The 15,698-nt window shown below is 72.6% G+C and carries 17 protein-coding genes; 12 read left to right on the top strand and 5 right to left on the bottom strand.

All coding sequences use genetic code 11. The features are described 5' to 3' along the window. Positions 1-8: 8 nt before the first annotated feature. On the bottom strand, positions 9-1,595 hold the full coding sequence (locus VGN18_RS14420) for an AMP-binding protein (RefSeq protein ID WP_327540399.1): 1,587 nt from the start codon (positions 1,593-1,595) through the stop codon (positions 9-11). A 63-nt stretch (positions 1,596-1,658) separates the two neighbouring features. Here VGN18_RS14420 and VGN18_RS14415 point away from each other — a divergent pair, with 63 nt between their 5' ends. Further along, complete coding sequence (locus VGN18_RS14415) at positions 1,659-2,483, top strand: menaquinone biosynthesis protein (RefSeq protein WP_327540398.1); 825 nt, start codon at positions 1,659-1,661, stop codon at positions 2,481-2,483. 4 nt (positions 2,484-2,487) lie between these two features. Here VGN18_RS14415 and VGN18_RS14410 read toward each other — a convergent pair whose 3' ends face one another. Genes VGN18_RS14410 through VGN18_RS14400 form a run of 3 tightly spaced genes read right to left on the bottom strand, consistent with a single transcriptional unit; the run spans position 2,488 to position 4,887 of the window. Next, the gene (locus tag VGN18_RS14410; protein WP_327540397.1) at positions 2,488-3,285 is read right to left on the bottom strand and encodes an SDR family oxidoreductase; all 798 of its coding nucleotides are present in this window, start codon (positions 3,283-3,285) and stop codon (positions 2,488-2,490) included. 37 nt (positions 3,286-3,322) lie between these two features. Next, complete coding sequence (locus VGN18_RS14405; protein ID WP_327540396.1) at positions 3,323-4,393, bottom strand: hypothetical protein; 1,071 nt, start codon at positions 4,391-4,393, stop codon at positions 3,323-3,325. Then, on the bottom strand, positions 4,390-4,887 hold the full coding sequence (locus tag VGN18_RS14400) for a sigma-70 family RNA polymerase sigma factor (protein WP_327540395.1): 498 nt from the start codon (positions 4,885-4,887) through the stop codon (positions 4,390-4,392). Before VGN18_RS14400 ends, VGN18_RS14405 begins: the two co-directional genes overlap by 4 nt. A gap of 184 nt (positions 4,888-5,071) precedes the next feature. Between VGN18_RS14400 and VGN18_RS14395 the strand changes: the two genes are divergently transcribed. The 7 genes from VGN18_RS14395 to VGN18_RS14365 all read left to right on the top strand — a co-directional run bounded on the left by VGN18_RS14395 (position 5,072) and on the right by VGN18_RS14365 (position 11,035). After that, positions 5,072-5,653, top strand: coding sequence for a Uma2 family endonuclease (locus tag VGN18_RS14395; protein WP_327540394.1), 582 nt, complete (start codon positions 5,072-5,074; stop codon positions 5,651-5,653). Between the two features lie 9 nt (positions 5,654-5,662). Continuing rightward, entirely contained in the window at positions 5,663-6,823 is a 1,161-nt protein-coding gene (gene mqnC, locus VGN18_RS14390; protein ID WP_327540393.1) for a cyclic dehypoxanthinyl futalosine synthase, read from the top strand. 80 nt (positions 6,824-6,903) lie between these two features. Further along, positions 6,904-7,830 (top strand): DMT family transporter, encoded by a 927-nt coding sequence (locus tag VGN18_RS14385; RefSeq protein WP_327540392.1) that lies wholly within the window; start codon positions 6,904-6,906, stop codon positions 7,828-7,830. Further along, positions 7,827-8,540 carry a demethylmenaquinone methyltransferase gene (locus tag VGN18_RS14380; RefSeq protein WP_349259926.1) on the top strand — a complete coding sequence of 238 codons (714 nt, stop codon included), beginning with the start codon at positions 7,827-7,829 and terminating at the stop codon, positions 8,538-8,540. The genes VGN18_RS14385 and VGN18_RS14380 overlap by 4 nt, the downstream gene beginning before the upstream one ends. Before the next feature lie 110 nt (positions 8,541-8,650). Then, the gene (locus VGN18_RS14375) at positions 8,651-8,893 is read left to right on the top strand and encodes a hypothetical protein (RefSeq protein ID WP_327540390.1); all 243 of its coding nucleotides are present in this window, start codon (positions 8,651-8,653) and stop codon (positions 8,891-8,893) included. Next, on the top strand, positions 8,890-10,128 hold the full coding sequence (locus VGN18_RS14370; RefSeq protein ID WP_327540389.1) for a cupin domain-containing protein: 1,239 nt from the start codon (positions 8,890-8,892) through the stop codon (positions 10,126-10,128). The genes VGN18_RS14375 and VGN18_RS14370 overlap by 4 nt, the downstream gene beginning before the upstream one ends. Positions 10,129-10,198: 70 nt before the next feature. Further along, a complete protein-coding gene (locus tag VGN18_RS14365) occupies positions 10,199-11,035 on the top strand; it encodes a sucrase ferredoxin (protein ID WP_327540388.1) in 837 nt (278 codons plus the stop codon). A gap of 1 nt (position 11,036) precedes the next feature. Here the strand turns inward: VGN18_RS14365 and VGN18_RS14360 are convergent, their stop codons facing one another. After that, complete coding sequence (locus tag VGN18_RS14360; RefSeq protein ID WP_327540387.1) at positions 11,037-11,540, bottom strand: inorganic diphosphatase; 504 nt, start codon at positions 11,538-11,540, stop codon at positions 11,037-11,039. Between the two features lie 71 nt (positions 11,541-11,611). Between VGN18_RS14360 and dacB the strand changes: the two genes are divergently transcribed. From dacB to hpt, 4 genes are all read left to right on the top strand, one after another. Further along, positions 11,612-12,958 (top strand): D-alanyl-D-alanine carboxypeptidase/D-alanyl-D-alanine endopeptidase, encoded by a 1,347-nt coding sequence (dacB, locus tag VGN18_RS14355; protein ID WP_327540386.1) that lies wholly within the window; start codon positions 11,612-11,614, stop codon positions 12,956-12,958. Positions 12,959-13,021: 63 nt separating this feature from the next. Next, positions 13,022-14,068 (top strand): zinc-dependent metalloprotease, encoded by a 1,047-nt coding sequence (locus VGN18_RS14350; RefSeq protein WP_327540385.1) that lies wholly within the window; start codon positions 13,022-13,024, stop codon positions 14,066-14,068. 4 nt (positions 14,069-14,072) lie between these two features. Next, the gene (gene tilS / locus VGN18_RS14345; RefSeq protein ID WP_327540384.1) at positions 14,073-15,050 is read left to right on the top strand and encodes a tRNA lysidine(34) synthetase TilS; all 978 of its coding nucleotides are present in this window, start codon (positions 14,073-14,075) and stop codon (positions 15,048-15,050) included. Then, positions 15,034-15,600 carry a hypoxanthine phosphoribosyltransferase gene (hpt, locus tag VGN18_RS14340; RefSeq protein ID WP_349259919.1) on the top strand — a complete coding sequence of 189 codons (567 nt, stop codon included), beginning with the start codon at positions 15,034-15,036 and terminating at the stop codon, positions 15,598-15,600. Before tilS ends, hpt begins: the two co-directional genes overlap by 17 nt. The last annotated feature ends 98 nt before the right edge of the window (positions 15,601-15,698 follow it).

Genomic DNA, 15,698 nt, shown 5'->3' with positions numbered 1-15,698 from the left:
GTGCCGGGCTACCCCTCGTAGTGGTCGACGAACTGCTGCCGCACCACGTTCTTCTGGATCTTGCCGGTCGAGGTCTTGGGCAGCTCGTCGACGACGATGAGCGACTTCGGCACCTTGTAGCCGTCCACGTGCTGCTTCATCGCGGCCAGCAGCTCGGCCTCGTCCAGCGTGACGCCCGGCTTCGCCACGACGACCGCGGTGATCGCCTCGGACCAGCGCGGGTGCGGCAGGCCGACGACGACGGCCTCGGCGATGTCCGGCGAGGCGGCGTAGACCGCCTTCTCGACCTCGATCGAGGCGACGTTCTCGCCGCCGGTCTTGATGACGTCCTTGTGCCGGTCGCTGAACCAGAGCATGCCGTCGGGGTCGAGGCGGCCGACATCGCCGGAGTGGAACCAGCCGTGCGCGAAGGCTTCGGCCGTCGCGTCGGGGTTCTTCAAGTACCCGTTGAGCGCCTGCGGCCCGCGGTAGACGATCTCGCCCTCGTCGCCGCGCGGCAGCAGCGTGCCGTCGTCGGCCATGATGCCGATCTGCACGTTGACCACCTGCGTGCCCACCGCTCCGGAGTGCGAGAGCTGGTGCTCGGGCCGGAAGAACGTCGTCACCGGGCTCATCTCGGTCTGCCCGAACGCGAGGTAGAAGTCGCTCCTGAACGTGTCGAGGCACTGCCGCAGCAGGGCGTCGGGCATCGGGGCCATCGCGTACGCCGACATGCGCAGCGACGAGAGATCGCGCGAGGCGATGTCGTCGCGCTCGACCAGCGCGCGGTACATCATCGGCAGCGCGAACATGCGGGTGATCGACTCGCGCTCGATCAGGTCGAGCAGCGCGTCGGGGTCGAAGCCGCGCAGGAGGTACTGCGTCGCGCCCATCATGATCGCCGGCGTGCCGAAGCCGTTGAGCTGCGCGGTGTGGAACAGCGGCATGAGGCAGGCGATGCGCTCGGCGCCGTTGAGCCCGGTCTCGGCTGCGACCATCAGCGACTCGGTGTAGATCGCGAGATGGCTGCCGACGACACCCTTGGGGAAGGACGTGGTGCCCGACGTGTAGAGGTAGCTGATCGCGTCCCGCTCGTGGACGTAGTGCTCGGGATCGCTGTCGGGACCGGTCAGTCCGTCGAAGGCCGTCCAGGACCGGTCGAGCAGCGTCTCGGTCACCTCGCCGCCGGTGCCGGGGGCGACGATGAGGTCCTGCACCGCCGGCACCTTCTCGACCCCGGGCAGCACCTGCGGCAGCAGCTGGGCCTCGACGACGATGCCGCGCGACTCGGAATGGTCGAGCACGTAGGCGATCTCGTCCGGGCGCCAGCCGAGGTTCATCGGCACGCAGACGACACCCAGCTTCGCGCAGGCGAAGTAGGTGACGAGGAACTCGACGCTGTTGCCCGACGCCAGGCCGAGCGCGTCGCCGCGCGTGTAGCCGCGCTCGGCCAGCCCGTGGGCGACCCGGTTCACCCAGGCGTTCAGCTCGGCGTAGGTGAAGCGGCGCTCGCCGTCGACGATCGCCGGATGGTCCGGCACGCGACCCGCCGTGCGGGTCAGCGCGTCGCCGATGTTCACCCGGGTGATCAGGTTGGTGGCTAGGTCATCCGTCATGGGATGACGGTGGCAGAACCCGCGCCGGAAGGGGAGGGTCCGGCCGCGCGTATCGTCGAATTCATGGCAGGAATCCAGCGTCCGCGGGTGGGTCACATCCAGTTCCTGAACTGTCTGCCGATCTACTGGGGCCTGGTCCGCGCCGGCACGCTGCTCGACGTCGAACTCACCAAGGACACCCCCGATCACCTCAATGAGCTGCTGGTCGCCGGAAAGCTGGACATCGGCCCGATCTCGCTCGTCGAGTACCTACGTAACGCCGACGACCTCGTGTTGCTGCCCGACATCGCGATCGGCTCGGACGGGCCGGTGCTGTCGGTCAACCTCGTCTCGCAGGTGCCGCTCGCCGAGCTGGACGGTCGCCGGGTCGCGCTCGGCTCCACCTCGCGGACGTCGGTGCTGCTCGCCCGCATGTGGCTGGAGCAGGTGCACGGAGTGCGTCCGGACTACTTCGTCTGCCCGCCCGACCTGTCGACGATGCTGCTCGAGGCCGACGCCGCCGTGCTCATCGGTGACGCCGCGCTCCGCGCGAACTACGACGCGCCGAACCGCGGCCTGACCGTGCACGACCTCGGTGCCGCCTGGCGCGAGTGGTCGGGGCACCCGATGGTCTTCGCCGTCTGGGCCGCGCGGCGCGAGTACGCCGAGGCGAACCCGGGCCTGGTGAAGGACGTCCACGAGGCGTTCATCCGCAGCCGCGACGACGCGCTCGCGCATGTCGACGAGGTCGCCGCCACGGCCGCGCGCTGGGAGATCTTCGACGTCGCCACGCTCGCGACGTACTTCCGCACGCTCGACTTCTCGCTCGGCCCGCGTCAGGTCGAGGGGCTCGTCGAGTTCGGCCGCCGCGCCGGCATCGACGTCACCCCGGTGTTCGCCGACGTCTGAGGCGCTACTTCAGGCCGGGGTGACCCTTGGCCAGCACCGGGACGAGGAGCTTGCGCGGGGTGAGGTGCGCGACGACGGTGCCGACCCGGTTGGCCGCACCCGGGATGGCGACGAGGCGGCCCTTGTCGAGACCGTTGATCGCGACCTTGGCGACGTCGGCGGCCGACTCCCAGAGGAACTTCGGCAGCGCCGTCGTCTCCTGCTCCTTGGTGAAGCCGGCGGTCTCGCCGAAAGCGGTGGCGACCGGCCCGGGGCACAGGGCCGTGACGCTGACGCCGGTGCCGCGCAGTTCGCCGGCCAGGCTCTGCGTGTACGACAGCACGAAGGCCTTGCCGGCGGCGTAACCGGCCTGGCCCGGCAGCGGCTGGAACGCGGCGGTGGAGGCGACGTTGAGCACCGCGCCGCGGCCGCGTTCGACCATGCCGGGCAGGAAGCGGCTGCACAGGTCGGCGACCGCGACGACGTCGACCTCGAGCATGTTGACCTCGGCCGCCGGGTCGGACTTCGCCACCGGCCCGAGCGTCGACAGCCCGGCGTTGTTGATCAGGATGTCCGGCGTCAGGCCGAGCGCGGTGATGCGGTCGAGCAGCCCGGCGCGGGCCGCGCCGTCGGCGAGATCGGCCGCGACGACGTGCGCGTTGCCGAGTTCCTTCGCGAGCTGCTCGAGCTTGCCGGCGCGGCGGGCGACGAGCACGACCTGGTGGCCGCGCCGCGACAGCTCGCGGGCGATCTCGGTGCCGATGCCCGACGAGGCGCCGGTGACGACGGCGGTGCGGTCGGGGCCGGGGGTGGGGAGGCTCATGCGTCCGAGCGTAGGCGGTCGGTGAGTTCGTGTCGGGCTAACCCAGCAAGGCGTGGAGAGGAGCCAGTACCGAGTTGGCGTCGGACGCCTGCAGGTTGCCGTTGTCGACGCTCGGGGTACAGCCCGGCGACACCCGGACCCAGACCGGCGGACCGTCGCGGTAGGTGAACTCCAGCTCGTAGGTCGCGTCCGTCGGTGAGCCCTGGCACGTGTGGGTCGACGGTGAGGTCCGCAGTGCATCGAGCGCGGCGACGAGGTCGTTGATGTCGACCCGGTCGGTGCGAACCGGCCTCCTGCCGTCGCGATACGTGCAGATGGTGACGGCGGTGGGGTGGTCGGGGACCATCACCGTCTCCTGGCCGAGTCGGCCCGCCGCGAATCCCGTGCAGGGCGCGGGCATCGCGTCCTTTGCCGGCCAGACACCCGATCGGTAGGTGCTCTCGGCGAGCGCGCGCAAATTTCGGACGGTGCGGAACCGGCCGTTCGACGCACCGGCACAGTGGTTGCCCGGTACCGAGATCCACTCGGTCGCGCCCCGGTACGTGAGCCCCAGCAGATAGTTGTCGGAGTCGGTGGTGGCGAGGTAGGACGCACATGCCGTCGGCGCGCTGCCCAGCCTGGGCTGCCAGGTGAGCGTGGGGGTGACCCGGGCGAGGTCGCCGGTCACGGCCCGGCTGCCGCTGAGCGATGCGCCGCTCGGGTTGAGGTACGCGCAGACGACGAGCTCCGCCGGCGTGCGGTCCGGTGCCAGTCGGGCCGCACCGTCGAGTCCGACGGGCTGCGCCGGAACCCAGATGTCGTTCCGGCCGGTCACGTACCTGTCCGGGCAGCTGAGCGCACCGGCCGCTCGGCCGGCCGAGCTCGTGACCGATGCCGCGGCACCGGCCTTCGGGGCGCCGCGGTTCTCGCCGGGGCCGAGCGCGAAGGTTATGCCGACGAGGGTGAGGACGGCGGCGGCCGCGGCGGCGATGGGCAGCCAGGTGTAGCGGCCGCCGGTGGGCACGCGCGGGGCGTCGGCGGCCCGGAAGTCGGGGAGCCCGGCGGCCGGGGCCTCGTGGTCGTGATCGCGCATGGTGGCCCGCAGTTCGTCCTCGAAATGGTCGCTCATGGCGTGCTCCGGAGTTGCGATCGGGGTGAGCGCAGGGCGATGAGGGCCCGCGAGGCGAGGCTGCGCACGGTGGCCTCCTTCGCGTCGACGAGCTCGGCGATGCGGTGGTCGGGGAGGTCCTCGTAGTAGCGCAGGACGAGCACGGCGCGCTGGCGGGCCGGGAGGGCGCCGAGGGCGCGCCAGAGCTCGTCACGGTCGACGATTGTCTGCTCGGCGGACGCGCGACCGGTCTCCGGGACCCGCTCGGTGACGATCTCGGACGACGCGTGCAGCCGCTTGCGGCGCAGGTACTCGTTGACGACGGCGCGCCGGGCGTAGGCCTCGACGTTCTCGATCTCCGGCAGGCGGCGCCGCCAGCTGCGGTGGATGTTCATCAGCGCCTCCTGCACCACGTCCTCGGCGGCGGCCCGGTCGTGGGTCAGCTGGTAGGCGAGGCGCAGCAGCCGATCACCCGATGTGGTGACCAGCTGGGCGAGCGTCTCGTCCGGACCCATGTCCCTCCCTGCCTCTAGAGATGCGTTGGTGACCGAAGCGTGTTGCACAAGCATCCGACAATTCTCGTTCCGGCCATCGACAGCCTCGTCGCTGTCCACAGCGGCGCGGTCTCCGCCCCGTCGACCGGCAGATCTCGCCAGTCTGGACGGCGGAAGTCACAATGGGTCAGCGAGAGGAGTTCTCATGCATCCGGTGCTCGAGATGCGGGATACGTGGACGTTCGACGACCTGCAGGCGCTCCCGGAGGACGTCGACTGGCGACGTTACGAGATCGTCGACGGGGCGCTCGTTGTGAGTCCCGCCCCTGCCCCGCTGCACGAGTACGTCATCAGCCAGGTGCAGTTCGCGCTGCGGAGCGCGATCCCGAAGGGGTACGCGGTCATCGGCTCGAGCGCGATCGACCTGCACCCGTCCTACCGAGTCCCGGACGTCACGGTGGTGGCGTTGTCGGTGTTCGCGTCGCAGGAACTGCTGGTCCAGCCGGCGGACATCCTGCTGACGGTCGAGGTCGTCTCGCCCGGGTCGGTGACGACCGATCGGATCACGAAGCCCGCTCAGTACGCCGCCGGCGGTATCCGCGCCTATTGGCGGGTCGAGACCGATCCCGACATCAGCCTGAGCGCGTACGTCCTCGATGCGGGTGTGTACCGGGAGGTGGGCAGCTGGAGCTCGGGCGAGATCGCCCGGATCACCGACCCGTTCGCGGTCGAGATCACAGTCGCCGACCTCGTCCCTCGCTCGGACTCAGGGTCGGCTGCGACGTAGTCTCGTGCCATGACGTCCGCCATCGGGTACCTGCTCGACCGCGCCGCCGACGGTGGTCGCATCACGCCTGACGAAGCGCTGCTGCTGTACACGCACGCCCCCTTGCACGCGCTCGGCCAGGCGGCCGACCAGGTGCGCCGGCGTCGCTACCCCGACAACATCGCGACGTACATCATCGACCGCAACATCAACTACACCAACGTCTGCGTGACGGCCTGCAAGTTCTGCGCGTTCTACCGCGCGCCGAAGCACGAGGAGGGCTGGACGCACCCGCTGGAGGAGATCCTGCGGCGCTGCGGCGAGGCCGTCGACCTCGGCGCCACGCAGATCATGCTGCAGGGTGGTCACTCGCCCGAGCTCGGCATGCGGTGGTACGAGCAGACGTTCTCGGCGATCAAGTCGGCCTACCCGCAGCTGACGCTGCACTCGCTCGGTGCGTCCGAGGTCGTGCACATCGGCCGGACGTCGAACCTCGACCACGCGACGGTGATCGCGCGGTTGAAGGCGGCCGGGTTGGACTCGTTCGCCGGTGCCGGCGCGGAGATCCTCGTCGACCGTCCGCGCACCGCGATCGCGCCGCTGAAGGAGAAGGGCGAGGTCTGGCTGTCGGTCATGGAGACCGCGCACGGCCTGGGCCTCGAATCGACCGCGACCTTCATGATGGGCACCGGCGAGACGAACGCCGAGCGCATCGAGCACCTGCGCATGATCCGCGACGTGCAGGATCGCACCGGCGGCTTCCGCTCGTTCATCCCGTGGACCTACCAGCCCGAGAACAACCACCTCAAGGGCCGCACCCAGGCGACATCGCTGGAGTACCTGCGCATGGTCGCCGTCGCGCGACTGTTCTTCGACAACGTCAACCACCTGCAGGGCTCGTGGCTGACCACCGGCAAGGACATCGGCCAGCTGACGCTGCACTTCGGCGCCGACGACCTCGGCTCGGTGATGCTCGAGGAGAACGTGGTGTCCTCGGCCGGCGCGAAGCACCGCTCGAACCGGACGGAGCTGATCGAGCTCATCCGCGGGGCGGGGCGCATCCCGGCCCAGCGTGACACTCTCTACCGGCACATCGCGGTGCACGACGACCCCGCGAACGACCCGGTCGACGAGCGCGTGCACTCGCACTTCAGCTCGACCGCGCTGACCCTGCTCCCGACCCCCGCCTGAGCTGCCGCGCGCCGGGCCGCACAGGGGCGACCGGTCGGGCGGGCGGTAGCGCGTCTCACCTCGGCAGCTAATCTGCCTGAATGTCCCTGGTCGTCGCCGTCCCGTTCGGGATCGCGTCGGCGGTCGTGTACGGGACGTCGATAGTCGTGCAGCACCGCACCGCCCAGCAGCACGCGGGCGAGGGGGGCGAGGCGAGCGCGTCGGGGCTGATCGCCATGGCCAAGCACCCGATGTTCCTGCTCGCGATCGCGGGCGACGCCATCGGCTTCGTGCTGCAGATCATCGCGCTGGCGGCGGGGCCGGTGGTGTTCATCCAGCCGCTCGTGGTGCTGATGCTGCCGGTGTCGCTGGGCGTCAGCTTCCTGATGGGCGGCCACCGGCCGCGGGTGGGCGACTACCTCGGCGTCGCCGGCGTGCTCGGCGGGCTGAGCGTCTTCCTCGCGCTCATCGGCCACCCGGGCGACGCGCACGTGCCGCGCTCGCGCTACATCGCCCTGGCCATCGCCGTCGTGCTCGTCGTCGGCATCGTGCTGTGCCTGGCGGTGCAGGGCCGCAACAAGGTGATCAAGGGCGCGATGTACGGCGCGGTCGCCGGCGGCTACTTCGGCACGCTCGCGGTGATGGTCGACGCGGCGTCGGACCGGTTCAGCCGGCACGGCTTCCACGGCCTGTTCGTGGGCCATCGCGGCCTCGTGCCGCTGGTGGGCATCGTGGTGCTCGGCGCCGGCGGCATCATCCTGACCCAGGTGTCGTTCCAGGTCGGCGCGCTGGGCGCCACCCTGCCCGCCAACCTCGCCGTCGACCCGCTGATGGGCGTGCTGCTCGGCGCGGTGCTGCTCAGCGAGCGCGTGCCCTACACCGCCTGGCACCTCGCGGCCTACACCCTGTGCCTGGCCGCGATCGTGGCCGGCGCGATCCGGCTGGCCGACCCGCAGGTCGGTGGGGTCGACCCCGACGAGCAACCCGAGGACCCCGTCGGCGGCCCGCCGACGCAGCAGGGATCATAGGAACCGTGAGCCGCGCGACGCTGGACAAGCAACCCCGAGAGGTTGCCCGCATGTTCGACGGCGTGGCCGCCCGCTACGACGTGACGAACACGGTGCTGTCGTTCGGGCAGGACCACCGTTGGCGCCGGCGCACCCGGCAGTGCCTGCAGTTGCGGCCGGGCCAGCGGGTGCTCGACCTCGCCGCCGGCACCGGGGTCTCGACGGTCGAACTCGCCCGGGGCGGCGCCCGTGCGGTGGCCTGCGACTTCTCCCTCGGCATGCTGCGGGCCGGCCGGGCCAACAAGAAGCGGGCCGGCGTGCCGTTCGTCGCCGGCGACGCCGTGCACCTGCCGTTCGCGGACGCCTCCTTCGACGCCGCGGTCATCAGCTTCGGCCTGCGCAACGTGTCGGACGTGCCGCTGGCGCTGCGCGAGATGGCTCGCGTCGTGCGTCCGGGCGGCCATCTGGTCGTGTGCGAGTTCAGCCGCCCCACGTGGCGGCCGTTCCGCTTCGTCTACCTCAACTACCTGATGCGCGCGCTGCCGTGGGTGGCCCGCAAGGTGTCGTCCAACGCCGACGCGTACGTCTACCTGGCCGAGTCGATCCGGGCCTGGCCGGCGCAGGACGACCTGGCCGCGACGGTGGCGGCCAACGGCTGGACGGCGGTGCGCTACCGCAACCTGACCGGCGGCATCGTCGCGCTGCACATGGCCGAGCGCCCGGCCGGCTGAGCGCGGCAGTTAGCCCCGCGACGGTCGGGGGTACCCGCAACGGGCGATGCGTGGCTAACGTTGAGCTCGCGGCCGTCCGGTCGCGGTGGTCGGGACCTCGGAGGACGCACATGAACTTGGACGACGACACGACGGTGGGCGACGGCGGAGCGGACGGCGGCGCCGGCGGCGACGGCGGCGCGGACGGTCACGCCGGCCCGGGCGGCGACGGCGGGGCCGATGGTGGCGCCGGCGGCGACGGTGGTGCGGACGGCGGTGCCGGTGGTGACGGTGGCGCCGATGGTGGTGCCGGCGGCGACGGTGGCGCGGACGGCGGTGCCGGTGGTGACGGTGGCGCCGACGGTGGTGCGTGAGCACTGATCCAACTCAGCGCAGCGGCGCAGGCGGCTCGGCCCTCGGCCGGTGCATCGCCTGCGCCGCTGACGTGTTCGCCGGCGAGAACTGGGGCCGGGCACCCCGCCTGACCCGGGCCGCCGAGCTGTCCGGCGGCTTCGGTGATCTGCTCGACGCCGCGGCGGTCGACGAGCTCGTGTCCCGCCGCGGGCTGCGCACGCCGTTCCTGCGCATGGCCAAGGAGGGCACCGTGCTGCCCCCGGCCCGCTTCACCCGCGGCGGCGGCGCCGGTGCCTCGATCAACGACCAGGCCGCCGACGACAAGGTGCTGGCCGCGGTCGCCGACGGCGCGACGCTCGTCCTGCAGGCGCTGCACCGCACCTGGCCGCCCCTAGTCGAGTTCGGCTCGGCCCTGGCGGCCGAGCTGGGCCATCCGGTGCAGATCAACGCCTACATCACCCCGCCGCAGAACCAGGGCTTCGCGCCGCACTACGACGTCCACGACGTGTTCGTACTGCAGATCGCGGGCCGCAAGCGCTGGACGATCCACCCGCCCGTCGTCGAGGCGCCGCTCGACAACCAGCCCTGGGAGAACCACCGCGACGCCGTCGGCGCCCGCGCCCAGGAGCAGCCGCTGCTCGACACCGTGCTCGAGCCGGGCGACGCGCTGTACCTGCCGCGCGGCACGATCCACGCCGCCCAGGCCGAGGGCGAGACGTCGATCCACCTGACCGTCGGCGTGCACCCGGTCACCCGCTACCAGCTCGTGCGGCACCTGCTCGAGGCGGCGCAGGACGACCCCGCGCTGCGGGCCTCGCTGCCGATGGGCGCCGACCTCGGCGACCCCGACGTCCTCGCCCCGCACCTCGCCGCGACGATCGCCGCGCTGCAGGAGCGGCTCGGGCAGATCCCGGCGGCCCGCGTCGCCGAGCGGGTCGAGACGAACCTGATGCAGCGCACCCGGCCCGAGCCGATCGGCCCGCTGGCGCAACTGGCCGCGGCCGACTCGGTCGAGGTCGGCACCGAGGTGCGCCTGCGCGCCGGCCTGCGCCTGCGGCTGCGCGAGGACGGCGGTCAGATCCGGCTCGTCCTGCTCGATCGCACCGTCCCGCTGCCCGCCACCCATGCGGAGGCGGTCAAGACGGTCCGGTCGGGGGTCGCGTTCACCGCCGCCGAGTTGCCCGGGCTCGACCCCGAGCAGCAGCTCGAGCTCGTCCGGCGGCTGCTGCGCGAGGGAGTGCTCGTTCCTGTCTGAGCACCCCGTCCCGCACCCGCGCGAGACCCCCGACCGTTGCTCGGTCCGGGCCGAGTTGCGCGGCGACCCGATGCTGGGCACCGCCTTCCCCGCCGCCCGGTTGCTGCTCGTCGAGCAGCCGGGTCCGTGGGGACGCAGCGGCCTGCGCGAATCGCACTTCGACCGCACCCTCGCCGCCCGGCTCGAGCAGCAGGCCGGCCGCACCGGCTACCGGGTCGAGGCGATCCGGCACGTCGGGCGCACGTTCGCGGCCGCGCCGCGCCGCTTCGCGCTCGTCGACACCCGCGACGGTCACGAGACGCTGCGCTGGGGTGCGTTCGATCGGGACGAGGAGCTGCTCGACCTGGCTCTGGACGACGAGTCCCTCGGGGTGCCCGACACCGACCCGGTCTATCTCGTCTGCACCCACGGCAAGCACGACGCCTGCTGCGCACTGCGCGGGCGGCCGGTCGCGGCGGCCCTGCACGCGGTGCGGCCCGACCGGGTGTGGGAATGCAGCCACCTCGGCGGCGACCGGTTCGCCGCGAACGTGCTCGTGCTGCCCACCGGCCTGCTCTACGGGCGGGTGCTACCGCTCGCCGCGGCCGAGTTCGTCGCGGCGGCCGAGGCCGGCGAGGTCATCGGCGGGCTGCTGCGCGGACGCATCGGGCTGCCGTCACCGGCGCAGGCGGCGCTCGCCTTCGCCCACGAGCACCTGGCGCTGCGCCGCCGCCGCGACCTGCAGGTCGAGCGGACCTCGGAGATCGTCGACGGGCACGCGAGCGTGCGGCTGCGCGGCCCGCACGGGCGCATCGACGTCGTCGTGCAGGTCGAACGGGTCGCGGCCGACGGGCTCACCTGTGCGAACCCGCGGCCGAACCAGTACCTGCGCTACCGGCCGTCCTCGATCACGGCGGTCGAGCAGTAGGTCAGTGCCCGCCCTCGGCGACGCGCTGCTTCTCGCGGTCGTACGAGCGCGCGATCTCGCTCTCGGCCTCCTTGCGGCCGACCCAGTTCGCGCCCTCGACCGACTTGCCCGGCTCGAGCTCCTTGTAGACCTCGAAGAAGTGCTGGATCTCGAGGCGGTCGAACTCGGGGACGTGGTGGATGTCGCGCAGGTGCTCGAGGCGCGGGTCGGTGACCGGCACGGCGAGCACCTTGTCGTCGCCGCCCTTCTCGTCGGTCATGCGGAACATGCCGATCGCCCGGCAGCGGACGAGCACGCCCGGGAACAGCGGGTCGCCGTGCAGCAGCACGAGCGCGTCCAGCGGGTCGCCGTCCTCGCCGAGGGTGTCCTCGATGAAGCCGTAGTCGGCGGGGTACTGCGTCGAGGTGAACAGCGTGCGGTCGAGGCGCATGCGGCCCGACTCGTGATCGACCTCGTACTTGTTCTTGCTTCCTCGAGGGATCTCGATGAGCACGTCGAACTCCACGGCGGCTGGCCCCTTCCGTCTCGATTTCCTGGCTAGTGTGACGCATCGTGGGGCGATCACGGACACGGACGGTGCTCCTCGTTCTGCTGGTCCTCGTCCTCTGCGCCGCTGCCGGGATCGGCGCGTACGCGACCACCCGCGCGGCCCGCCACGTGGACGCCGCCCCCTCGACGACCCCGCCGCCGCCCCCGCCGTCCGCCTATCTGGGGGCATCGGACGCGCCCACCCCCGCGCCCACGCCGACCTCGACGCCGGACCGCGCGGCCGGGGTCACCCGCGCGCTGGCCGCGCCGCTCGCGGCCGGCGGCCTGGGCCAGCGGGTGCGGGCCACCGTGCTCGACGTCACCACCGGGGTCGCCCTGCTCGACCGGACCGGTGCCGTGCCGGCCGCGCCCGCCTCGACGGCCAAGCTGCTGACCGCGGCCGCGCTGCTGACGGTGCGGCAACCTACCGACCGCATCACCACCACGGTCCGGGCCGGGGCGAACGGCGCCGTCGTGCTCGTGGGCGGTGGCGACCCGACGCTCTCCGGTGCGACCACCGGCGACCCCCCGTACGCCGGGGCCGCCCGCCTCCGCGACCTGGCGAGCCAGCTCCGCGCGGCGGGCGTCCGGCCCACCCGCGTCCTCGTCGACGACTCGCTGTTCACCGGCCCCGACGTCTCACCCTCGTGGGCCGCCGAGGACGTGCCGACCGACTACGGCGCCGCGATCACCGCGGTGATGACCGACGGCGGACGCGACACCCCCGACGCCACGATCCGCAGCGCGACGCCCGACCTCGCCGCCGGCCACGAGCTCGCGGCCGCCCTGGGCGTGCCCGATGCCCCGGTCGCCCGCGGCCGGGCCGCCGCAGGGGCGACGACCCTCGCCCGGGTTCGGTCGGCCCCGTTCGCGACCCTGATCGGCCAGATGCTGCAGGAGTCCGACAACGTCATCGCCGAGTGCCTCGCCCGCCAGGTGGCGCTGACCGAGCACCGAGCGCCGTCGTTCCTCGGTGCGGCCGCGTCCGTCCGAACCGTGCTGACGGGCATCGGCCTCGACCCGGGCGCGGGACTCGTCGACGGCAGCGGACTGGCCGCCGCCGACCGGGTGAGCCCGCGCGTGCTGGCCGGCGTGTTGCGGGCGGTCGCCACCCGCCCGGGGCTGTCCGCGATCGTCGGCGGCCTGCCCGTGGCGGCGTGGTCGGGCACCCTGGCCGACCGCTACGTGACCGGTTCGGCCCGGTCCGGCGCCGGGATCGTGCGGGCCAAGACCGGTACCTTGAGCGGGGTCTCGGCCCTCGCCGGCCTGGTGCACGATCGCAGCGGTCGGCTGCTCGCCTTCGCGATCATCGCCGACCGCGCCGGGTCGACGGCCGCGGCCGAGGCGGCCCTCGACGCCGTCGCCGCCCGGCTCGCCGACTGCGGCTGTGGGTGAGAACCGGCCAGGCACGCCCGCCGGCGGAAGGCGGATCACCAGCCTGGCCGGTAGCGTGCAGTCATGGCCTCGCTCATCGACTGGGACGTCGCCGCTCGCGCGGCCAAACGGTTCAGTCCGCCCTCGCCCGGGGTTTCGCGGCGCGAGGCCGACGACGTCGTCGGGGAGCTCTACCGGGCCACCGCGACGGCCGCCGACCAGGTCGCCGAGCTGACCCAGCTCTCCGAACCGCCGGTCACCGCCGTCACCCGGGTGATCGACCGCCCGGCCTGGATCGACGCGAACGCCGGCGGCATGCGCGCCGTCATGGCTCCGATCGTCGAGCGGCTGGTCGAGGAGCACCCGGTCGGCAAGGTCGCCGAACGCGTCGGCGGGCGCCTCACCGGCGTGCAGGTCGGCGTGATCCTGGGCTTCCTGTCGGGCAAGGTGCTGGGCCAGTTCGAGTTCTTCGACCGGCCGGGCGGGCAGCTGCTGCTCGTCGCGCCGAACCTCGTCGCCGTCGAGCGCCAGCTCAAGGTCGACCCGAAGGACTTCCGGCTCTGGGTCTGCCTGCACGAGGTCACCCATCGCGTGCAGTTCACCGCCGTTCCGTGGCTGCGCCAGCACATGCTGGACGAGGTCGCCGCGCTCAGCGCCACCATCGAGACCGACCCGGCCGAGATGCGCAAGCGGCTCTCCGGCGCGGTCGGCGAGCTGGTCAAGGTCGTCCGCGGTCAGGGCAACGGCTCCGGGCTGCTCGGCGTGCTCGCCACCCCCGAACAGCTCGCAGTGCTCGACCGCGTCACCGCGTTCATGTCGCTGGTCGAGGGGCACGCCGAGTACGTGATGAACGCCGTCTCGCCGTCGGTCATCCCGAGCCAGAAGGTCATCGAGAGCCGGTTCGCCTCGCGCCGGCGCCGCGGCGGCAACCCGCTCGACAAGCTGCTGCGCCGCCTGCTCGGCATGGAGGCCAAGACCCGGCAGTACGTCGACGGCTCGGCCTTCGTCCGCACCGTCGTCGACCGCATCGGCATCGACGACTTCAACGCCATCTGGACCTCCCGCGAGACCCTGCCGACCAAGGCCGAGATCTCCGACCCGGGGCTCTGGATCGCGCGCGTGCACGCCTGACCCGATGGGACCCGCGCCCGCCGTCGCCGCGGTCCGCCGTGCGGTGCGCACGCTGCTCGCCGGGGTCGACGGCCCCGTGCTCGTCGCCTGTTCCGGCGGGGCCGACTCCCTCGCCCTCGCCGCCGCCACCGCGTTCGTCCGCTCCCGGGACGGTCGGGTGGCCGGCCTCGTCACCGTCGACCACGGCCTGCAGCACGGCTCGCACCACCACGCCGCGCGGATCGCCGACCTCGGCCGCAGCCTCGGCCTCGACCCGGTCGAGGTGATCCGGGTCGAGATCGGCACCGCCGGCGGGCCGGAGGCAGCCGCGCGGGACGCCCGCTACGCCGCGCTGACCGAGGTCGCCGTGGCCCGCGGCGCGTCCGTGCTGCTGGGGCACACCCTCGACGACCAGGCCGAGACGGTGCTGCTCGGGCTGGGCCGCGGCTCGGGCCCCCGCTCGATCGCCGGCATGGTCGCAACGGACGGGCGCTGGCTGCGGCCGTTGCTCGGGTTGCGCCGGGCAACCACCGAGGCGGCCTGCGCCGCGCTAGGCCTCGACGTGTGGGACGACCCGCACAACGCGGACGCCCGCTTCCAGCGGGTCCGGCTGCGGCGCGAGGTGCTGCCCCTGCTCGAGGACGCGCTGCAGGGCGGCGTGGCCGAGGCGCTCGCCCGCACCGCCGACCTGCTGCGCGACGACCTGGACGCGCTCGACGCCTGGGCCGCCGGCGTCCCGATCGGGGCCGAGCCGGACGTCGCCGCGTTGGCCGCCCTGCCCCGCGCGGTGCGCACCCGGGTGCTGCGCCGCTGGGCCGCCGCGGCCGGGGCGCCCACGCTCTCGGCCGAGCGCACCGCCGCCCTCGACGCCCTGATCACCGGCTGGCACGGGCAGGGCCCGCTCGACCTGCCGGGCGGCGTCACGGTGCGCCGGGCGTCTGGGAGACTGGTGGCGATCCCGAGCACCACCCCCGCCGGGTCCCACCATGCTCCGAAGGAGTGACGTGTCCGAGCTTGACAAGGACATCGAGGCGACCATCGTGTCCGCCGAGCAGATCCGCGAGCGCATCGCCGAGCTCGCCGCCCAGATCGATGCCGACTACGCCGGCCGCGAGCCGATGCTGGTGGGCGTGCTCAAGGGGGCGGCCATGTTCATGTCCGACCTCGCCCGGGCCCTGGAGCGTCCGTCGACCATGGAGTTCATGGCCGTCAGCTCCTACGGCAGCGGCACCCAGAGCAGCGGCGTGGTCCGCATCCTCAAGGACCTCGACCGCGACATCGCCGGCCAGCACGTCCTCATCGTCGAGGACATCATCGACTCCGGTCTCACCCTGTCGTGGCTGCTGAAGAACCTCCGCAGCCGCAACCCGGGCTCGATCTCGATCGTCACGCTGCTGCGCAAGCCGGAGGCCGTGAAGGTCGACGTCGACGTCAAGTACGTCGGATTCGACATACCGAACGAATTCGTCGTCGGCTACGGGCTGGACTACGCCGAGCGCTACCGTGACCTCCCGTATATCGGGCGTCTCAAGCCCGCCGTGTACAGCGGGTGACGTGTACCGTCAAGGTCTCTGAGCAAAGGCTCCTGAGCAAGCATTCCGTTGAGGTCGTGTGACGCCTCCAGCGCGGGAAGGAACGCGGGCGGCCAACC

It is taken from the genome of Jatrophihabitans sp., assembly GCF_036000465.1.
Taxonomy (GTDB): Bacteria; Actinomycetota; Actinomycetes; order Mycobacteriales; family Jatrophihabitantaceae; genus Jatrophihabitans.
This window is presented reverse-complemented; position numbering and strand designations above follow the sequence as displayed.